Raw genomic sequence first — 6,853 nt, forward strand, 5'->3', positions numbered from 1 at the left:
TAGGTGCGGTAAACCCTTCACTCACTGAGCTATCAGCAGCTTTGTCATTATTATCAAACTCGCCGCAGCGAGTTGTATCTAAGCCTTAGTGATATGAATTGCCAGTTTACATTTGCATAGCGTGAGTGATTCTGCCCCCACCCTCCGCTGGGATCACCGAGCTTTCACCGGTTCGGCCGTCAATTAAGGTCAATTCAATTTGCACCCGATTATTTTGCATCGCGGTGGCAATAACATCAGCAATGGCACTGAGGTTAGAACCGCCCGCAGATTCAGTGTAAATAGGTGATATATTTATCGCAGTGGTGTCTACACCACCCTCCGCTGAAATAGAAGATAAAGGCCAAAGAGAATAAGGGTCTGGTGTATTTAGATCCGTAACACGGTTATTGCTCCAGGTATTTTCCGTCGGTGTTTGAGCTTCAACTTCAGGTACCAACCCAAGATTAAAAAGGGCAGTTGACGGTTCTAATTCTGCTTGAGAGGGTTTAAGCCCAGAAATAATACCAATATCCTCGGCCTTATAGAGGACTGTCGCGGCATTTTTAGACTCATTATAATCCTGATATTTTTTACGAAATCCATCAGTCATTAAACCGCTATTAAGCATGGTAATTTCATACCAATTAAGCTGCCGTTTAAAATCATCATCATTATATGCCGAGTTCATTTTCTCCGAATCATTACCATTGATTACCCCTAAGCTGCGCATTATGCTGAAATTATTCGGCCCACGGGTAATTAAATCAGTTAAGCCACCGATTCCATTAGTTAGGGAGTTATCAGTAACCAATATCTTGTATCCAAAGTTAGATACTTTATTTTTCAGTCCTTCCCAGGCCGCACCTAATTCAGTTGTTTGGCTCTCTAATTCAGCCAGTCGTGCATTGAGTTCAGGATCAATGGTTAAGCCAAATAGCGTCGATTTCGCCAGCAAATCTTTTAACTGCAGCCCCTCTCTCAGCAACTCAATGCTATTACTATCTGTATTCAGAGCATTCGTCAGGATGCTTTGCGCTTTCGGTGCCATTTGCGGAAAATCTTCGGCAATTTGAGCCATTGTTGCAGGAACATCCGCGGTACCATTTTCATTACTGATAATATCAAAACCATATTTATGTAACTGTGCTAACCCCTGAACATTTTGGCCCCATAGCATATTATTCAAATTGCTGTAGAGCCGTTCAGTTGATTTTATCGCAGCTATTTTATCAGCACCTCGAATATGCATAGCGCCACTAACCTGACTGAATTGATCAATAGGAGCGCCAACATTTTGTGCTGCCTTATTTATGTTATAAGCCTCACTTGCTCCTTCATCGAGCCATTCCACCCCCGCAGCTCCGACATTAATCATCGTATTTCCTCTGCGAAATAATTTATAACCCGTAAATATTTGAGACGGTATTTTAGATAATGGAGAAGCTCCATCAGTGTTGGATTCATCAGCCATTTTTGCCAGCCTTAATTTTATTAATCCGCTCGGCCTGCTGGCACCACCACCTTAAATTACTGTAGGTCAGGGACCAGGCATCACCTGGCCCCCAACTATAGTAGTAAGTGACGTCAGCGATTATTTCGCGCCATCGTCCCCCGTTGGGGAGTAGGCTAAAAAACTCATCATGTAGACCTCGCAGGCTTTATAGTCGGTGAAAGCCATTTTTTTAATGGCCTCACGCGGCACCCCGGACACTAATGCAATCAGCAATCCCATGCCGCTGAGCGAACCAGACTTAGTTTGCTCATCGTAGAATTGCTGCACTTGCAACAAGGTCGGCTCACTGAGTTCGACCACCTCATAGGTGGTCTTGGTGGCCTCATGCGAGATAGGTTTTACCAACGAAATAGTTTTACTGCGCTCCAATTCAGCCATATTAGTTCTCCGTCACCGAACCGCCTTCCCAACTCACATCCACCGTGCCTTCCGTGCTGTCTACGACCAGGGTACTTACCGACCACATACCACTGCCGATGATGGTTTTCCCATTCGCCAGTTCACAGACAATATTGACGTTAGTCTGGTCGTTAAAGTCACTAATAGTGACACCGCCGCTGTCACGGATGGTGCAAGAGATAGATGGTGCAACTACAGTCTCTTTATAGCCATGCACCCCATCCATCCCCATCACTGTTTCACGTTTTACCTTTGAAGGGCTGTATTTGAACTGACCGGCCACCATGATAGTAATGCCATCAACGGTGACATAAGCGGTCCCCGCCAAGCGGTTTGAAGTATCGCTCATAGTTTATTTCCTTTGTTTATTAGTTTGTTAAGTAGCCGGGGATTAAACAGCCGCTTGCAGGCGGAATTGATTGAGGACAGCAAAGATGCGCAACTGATTAATTAGCACCCCCGTCCACAACACATCAACACGATTCGGGTTGCTGGCACTTTTCTCTACCATCAATCCCTTGGCAAAACCTTTAGAATCCTGCACATAACCGTTAAATTCCAAGGTCTGATACTGAGCAATCAGCTCAGCGCGGATGACATTCGGTGTGATGATGGCCGATCCCGGCGCAAAGCGGGTACCATCCGCAGCCAGCTTCATACGGGCAAACTTGGAGGTCACTTGAGTGCGCAGATAACGGGTAACAAACATCAGCAGGAACAATGTCTCAATTTGCAGATAACTATCGTCTGCAGCACCGTATTTATTGGTCTGATAGGTAGTAATGATATTTTCCACTTGAACCCTGCTGTCATCCGCCACCGTCACGGTAGAGATGCCACTGTGCAACAAGTTATTGCGCTCAGTCAGGGTAAAGCGGCTGGACAAGGGTGGCGGCAAGACGCCACTGACTGCCAGTGTTTGCAACGGGCGGCCCGGATCATTACGCAAGCTTTGCGCAATCGCCCCCACATAGGCAGCCGACCAGATGTAGGCCGGTGTCGGTGAGTTATTAATCCCTAGCAGCGAGGCATGTTGATCATTACGCAGCTCACCGGCCGCCGTCAGTTGACCATAAGTACCGGGCTGAGCGGCAAAGCTATGACCGTACAACTGCTGGCTGTAACTCCAGCGACCGGTACTATCGGAAAGAAATTCTTTGATAGCGTCCAGTGAAGCTGTGTCTGTATAGGGATTGATGATGAAATCGAAAGTGCGATCCTGCAAATTTGCCAGGCCACTGGCCAACTCAGGCGCTCCTGCCCCGCCAGCCATAGGTAAGATTGTCAGTACCAGACTGTCCGGAGTCGTTTCACCCCCCGCACTGCCCAGATAGTTCAGACGCAGGTCGATATTATTGCCATGCGCCCCCTTATTTTTGGCCGCCAACACCACCACCGCACCTTCTGATACCGTCTCACCGGTATGAACCACCGTGACCGGCAACTCAGGTTTATTCTCAATGGCCGCTGCCAGTGCAGCAGCAACAGTATTGACATCATCCGTGGCAACAACGGTGGTTTGTACACGAATACCACCGATATACAGTGAAATAACCCCGGTTGCTGATGCCGGAGTCGATACCGTGACTCTACCAATGGCCGCCACCATAGCGTCAGAGTCACTCAGGGGTAACAGATAAACTTCACCCGCCGTATCATTGGCCAAATACGCCGTCATTTGCCCATGTAGCATCGAACCGGCACCACACAAATTAGCCGCGGTGGCAGCGGATGACACCAACACCGGCACATTGGCGGGTAAGGTACTTTCTGCTAATGTTTGCCCGATAATCAAGGTGCGTTGGGTGGTGCTCGCAGTATTGGCCTGAGAATTATCAAATTCTGCAAAGAACAAGGGCGTGCGTAGATTGCTCGGGATATTAGTAAAAGGAATAGTCATAGATTTGTACTCTCTGTTGTTAATACATCAAAGACAGAACCCGCTGATTTAGCCGAGAGCTGCACTACATCACCGTCTTGTATACGACGGTGCCAAAACGCGTTATCCGGCACCTCGGTGCCAGATTCAGGCAAAAAGGTGCCCTTAACCGGGTCACGCACTGCGCGACCCGCCATTGGTTTGACGAACATAGGGTTACTCCGGGAAGGTGATGGCGAGCAGAGGGTCTGTGGTGCCATCAGGCATATTAATAGTGACGTCGATGCCCTCCAATTCGGTGGTTTCCAGTGGGGAGAAATCCTCCGGTCCCTGGTAATACTCAAGATCCAACTCCACTTTCACTGCAGCAAAATGCTGTTCGCTGCTGGCGTCGATACCCATGGTGGTGCGTACTTTGGCAAATTGCTGGATCTGACGGGTCAGTTGATAACTGTTAATCACCGCACGTTGAATTTGCTCACATAAACGCTCAAGTGCTGATGCAGCTTCAGTGACCCGGTTATCCGCCTCACTCAATGGGATATGTCCACTAATGCGCAAGGTCGTCAAGGTGTTAAACTGCGGTGCATTGCGACCAATGGATTCTTTTACTTCTACTGGCGTCTGCAACAAAATGGCCGGATAAGCGGTGATCGGCCAGGCATCTGTTAAATAGATACGATCTTCCGCATCTGTTTTACCCAGTAACGCCGCTGCTGCCAGTTGCCTGATTATTGCGGCGTTCATGATTTCACCCGATAAGAAATAAGATTTCCGCTATCAATACCTGTCATGGTTATTCTCCTGATAAATGATTGCCCTGTTCGGGGATAGATACATCACCTCCTTGTAATGACGGCTGGAATATCCGCCGCGGTTTTATTACGTAGAATATCCCGCAGTATTTCTGTTCTTCGCTGCTCTTCTTTAATTATTGCGTCTTTGGCACGTAAATTGACGTAATACGTCTTGATAGTAAATATTACGCTAATTACTGTACCCAGAATAAAGATATAGTCCTGTAGACACAGCGCCGAAAATAAGGCAAGAAATCCTGTCCACCAATACGGAAGTTGGCTCTGTTCATTCATTTAGCACCTCCCTATCGATACACTGACGCATATTACAAATAGAAACAGGAAAGCCCCAGCAATGCGGGGCTTTCCTGTGAGTTAATCAAGATGTAATGAACCAGTGATATCAGACTAAACTACTTTTTGCGGACCGCGTTAGTTTTTTTTATAAAAAATTAAATTTATTTTTTTGCGCGAAAACTTAACAAATGAAAATGAAAAATCCCGCCAAAGCGAGATTTAAAATTATTGTAATTGCGTCACTTGCGAACCAGTAATATCAGACTAATACACTTTTTGCGGACCGCGTTAATGTTTTTTCATAAATATGTAAGTTTTCGATTAATGGATCCATTTCTAATTTCACATTCAACATAGCCAGGCAACCATCAACAAAGCCCTCCGCCATTTGCATATTAATCCTAACCAGTTTTTCATCTCTTTTCTGCTGACGGGCGATCGCTCGCTTGGATTGGTTAAGCACGTAATGACGGATAATCAATTCATATTCATCTGGCCGGTATTGTTTTAATCGGGCCACACAACCATCCACCACTAAACCATCATCATCACAGCACGATGCTTTACTTTTAGAGGTATCTGGCAATAACCCTTTAAAGCCCGCAGCGATAGAGGAATAATCCAACCCCGAGCGATATCTTGCCCATACCCCCCAACGTGCCAATGCCCGTTGAATATCTCTCATACCGGGGCTCTTCTGGCTGTGGTTTCCCGCGAGTGTATCGTTTATTGAACTCATAAATAACTACTCCACAAAGGCGGGGTCAGATGATGACACCTCTGCCTATCGATTGCTCAACAACGGAAACCACCGATAAGTCTGGCCACCGTCTTCTTGTGATAATCAGAGCAAAACTCATGCCGCGTATACCTCTGATGCGGCTAACTGTACGCTTTGCCGCTGCGGTTCCATGCGTTTCCCTTATATATTTTGATTGATTATTACCGCAAGTGATTTTATAGTCAATACCGCAGGTGATTGGATATTATTGCTAACGGTAATAAAATTGACTCATGAAAAAGAAGCCATTGACGCCAGAACAATTAGACGACGCTAAGCGGCTGAAAGAGCTGTTTAATGCTAAGAAAAAAACGCTGGGTATATCCCAAGAGTCCGTCGCACACGAATTGGGGGTGGGGCAAAGTGCCGTAAATCAATTCCTGAACGGTATAAATCCGATCAATGTGACTAATGCCGCCGCTTTTGCCAAAGTTCTGAATGAGCCTATCAGCAGCTTTAGCCCTTCCCTGGCCAGAGAATTGGCAAAAATGGCCGAAAGTCTGTCGATCTCTACCCGTACAGGGCTAAATGATAAACCGGTAAGATCGATCGCCAGCAGCTATCCGTTAATCAGTTGGATAAGTGCGGGTAACTGGTATGAAGCGATCGAGCCTTATACCCTGCGTGATATTGAAATATGGCCTGAATCGACCAAAAGTGCCCATGACAATGCATTTTGGCTGAGTGTAAAAGGCGATTCCATGACCTCACCTTCGGGTATCAGTTTTCCGGAAGGGATGATTATTCTGGTCGATCCAGAAAAAGAACCGCTACCCGGTAATTTTGTTATTGCCAAACTGACCGATGACAATGAAGCCACATTTAAGAAATTAATTGTCGATGCGGGTGTTAAGTATTTGAAACCATTGAATCCTGCCTATCGATTAATTGAACTCAATAGTAACTGTAAGATACTTGGCGTGGTCGTTGACGCCCGCTGGTTAGACATAGATTAGTTACCCATCGTGGTTGCTTTAATGCCCGGTTGTCTATAAATAAATCTAAATTACCTGTATAAACAATCAGATAAAATCTATACTAAAAAATAACCGCCAGTGATTAACCTAAAAATCACTGGCGGTTATTTTATTTAGCCTAAAACATCATAACAGATGGTTTTCTATCATCAACAAGTGTAAAACACCGTTGTTTGCCACTCACTAAAACTGTATATTAATGGGTCTTCCCCGATCATGGTGGGAGAC

9 protein-coding genes are annotated in these 6,853 nt (G+C 46.0%); 1 reads left to right on the top strand and 8 read right to left on the bottom strand.

Annotated features, from left to right (window positions below):
* Nucleotides 1-106: 106 nt before the first annotated feature.
* From AEP37_RS12375 to AEP37_RS12410, 8 genes are all read right to left on the bottom strand, one after another.
* Nucleotides 107-1,453, bottom strand: coding sequence for a hypothetical protein (locus AEP37_RS12375; protein ID WP_049613593.1), 1,347 nt, complete (start codon nucleotides 1,451-1,453; stop codon nucleotides 107-109).
* Between the two features lie 120 nt (nucleotides 1,454-1,573).
* Nucleotides 1,574-1,873, bottom strand: a complete 300-nt coding sequence (locus AEP37_RS12380; RefSeq protein WP_049613594.1) for a phage tail assembly protein — start codon at nucleotides 1,871-1,873, stop codon at nucleotides 1,574-1,576.
* 1 nt (nucleotide 1,874) lies between these two features.
* Nucleotides 1,875-2,243, bottom strand: a complete 369-nt coding sequence (locus AEP37_RS12385) for a phage tail tube protein (RefSeq protein WP_049613595.1) — start codon at nucleotides 2,241-2,243, stop codon at nucleotides 1,875-1,877.
* Between the two features lie 42 nt (nucleotides 2,244-2,285).
* Nucleotides 2,286-3,794 (bottom strand): phage tail sheath subtilisin-like domain-containing protein, encoded by a 1,509-nt coding sequence (locus tag AEP37_RS12390; RefSeq protein WP_049613596.1) that lies wholly within the window; start codon nucleotides 3,792-3,794, stop codon nucleotides 2,286-2,288.
* Nucleotides 3,791-3,985, bottom strand: a complete 195-nt coding sequence (locus tag AEP37_RS12395) for a DUF2635 domain-containing protein (protein WP_049613597.1) — start codon at nucleotides 3,983-3,985, stop codon at nucleotides 3,791-3,793. The genes AEP37_RS12390 and AEP37_RS12395 overlap by 4 nt, the downstream gene beginning before the upstream one ends.
* 4 nt (nucleotides 3,986-3,989) lie before the next feature.
* Nucleotides 3,990-4,520, bottom strand: a complete 531-nt coding sequence (locus AEP37_RS12400) for a hypothetical protein (protein WP_049613598.1) — start codon at nucleotides 4,518-4,520, stop codon at nucleotides 3,990-3,992.
* Between the two features lie 92 nt (nucleotides 4,521-4,612).
* Nucleotides 4,613-4,864 carry a hypothetical protein gene (locus AEP37_RS12405; RefSeq protein ID WP_049613599.1) on the bottom strand — a complete coding sequence of 84 codons (252 nt, stop codon included), beginning with the start codon at nucleotides 4,862-4,864 and terminating at the stop codon, nucleotides 4,613-4,615.
* A 262-nt stretch (nucleotides 4,865-5,126) separates the two neighbouring features.
* A complete protein-coding gene (locus tag AEP37_RS12410) occupies nucleotides 5,127-5,552 on the bottom strand; it encodes an antiterminator Q family protein (protein WP_268872764.1) in 426 nt (141 codons plus the stop codon).
* Nucleotides 5,553-5,881: 329 nt separating this feature from the next.
* On the opposite strand from AEP37_RS12410, the gene AEP37_RS12415 reads away from it, so the two are divergent.
* Nucleotides 5,882-6,604 carry a LexA family protein gene (locus AEP37_RS12415; RefSeq protein WP_049613601.1) on the top strand — a complete coding sequence of 241 codons (723 nt, stop codon included), beginning with the start codon at nucleotides 5,882-5,884 and terminating at the stop codon, nucleotides 6,602-6,604.
* Nucleotides 6,605-6,853: the final 249 nt, after the last annotated feature.

The sequence above is a fragment of the Yersinia pekkanenii genome (assembly GCF_001152565.1).
GTDB lineage: Bacteria > Pseudomonadota > Gammaproteobacteria > Enterobacterales > Enterobacteriaceae > Yersinia > Yersinia pekkanenii.

Coding starts and splice junctions, on each gene's coding strand:
- AEP37_RS12375 (WP_049613593.1), bottom strand. CDS start 1,453: ATGGCTGATGAATCCAACACTGATGGAGCTTCTCCATTATCTAAAATA.
- AEP37_RS12380 (WP_049613594.1), bottom strand. CDS start 1,873: ATGGCTGAATTGGAGCGCAGTAAAACTATTTCGTTGGTAAAACCTATC.
- AEP37_RS12385 (WP_049613595.1), bottom strand. CDS start 2,243: ATGAGCGATACTTCAAACCGCTTGGCGGGGACCGCTTATGTCACCGTT.
- AEP37_RS12390 (WP_049613596.1), bottom strand. CDS start 3,794: ATGACTATTCCTTTTACTAATATCCCGAGCAATCTACGCACGCCCTTG.
- AEP37_RS12395 (WP_049613597.1), bottom strand. CDS start 3,985: ATGTTCGTCAAACCAATGGCGGGTCGCGCAGTGCGTGACCCGGTTAAG.
- AEP37_RS12400 (WP_049613598.1), bottom strand. CDS start 4,520: ATGAACGCCGCAATAATCAGGCAACTGGCAGCAGCGGCGTTACTGGGT.
- AEP37_RS12405 (WP_049613599.1), bottom strand. CDS start 4,864: ATGAATGAACAGAGCCAACTTCCGTATTGGTGGACAGGATTTCTTGCC.
- AEP37_RS12410 (WP_268872764.1), bottom strand. CDS start 5,552: ATGAGAGATATTCAACGGGCATTGGCACGTTGGGGGGTATGGGCAAGA.
- AEP37_RS12415 (WP_049613601.1), top strand. CDS start 5,882: ATGAAAAAGAAGCCATTGACGCCAGAACAATTAGACGACGCTAAGCGG.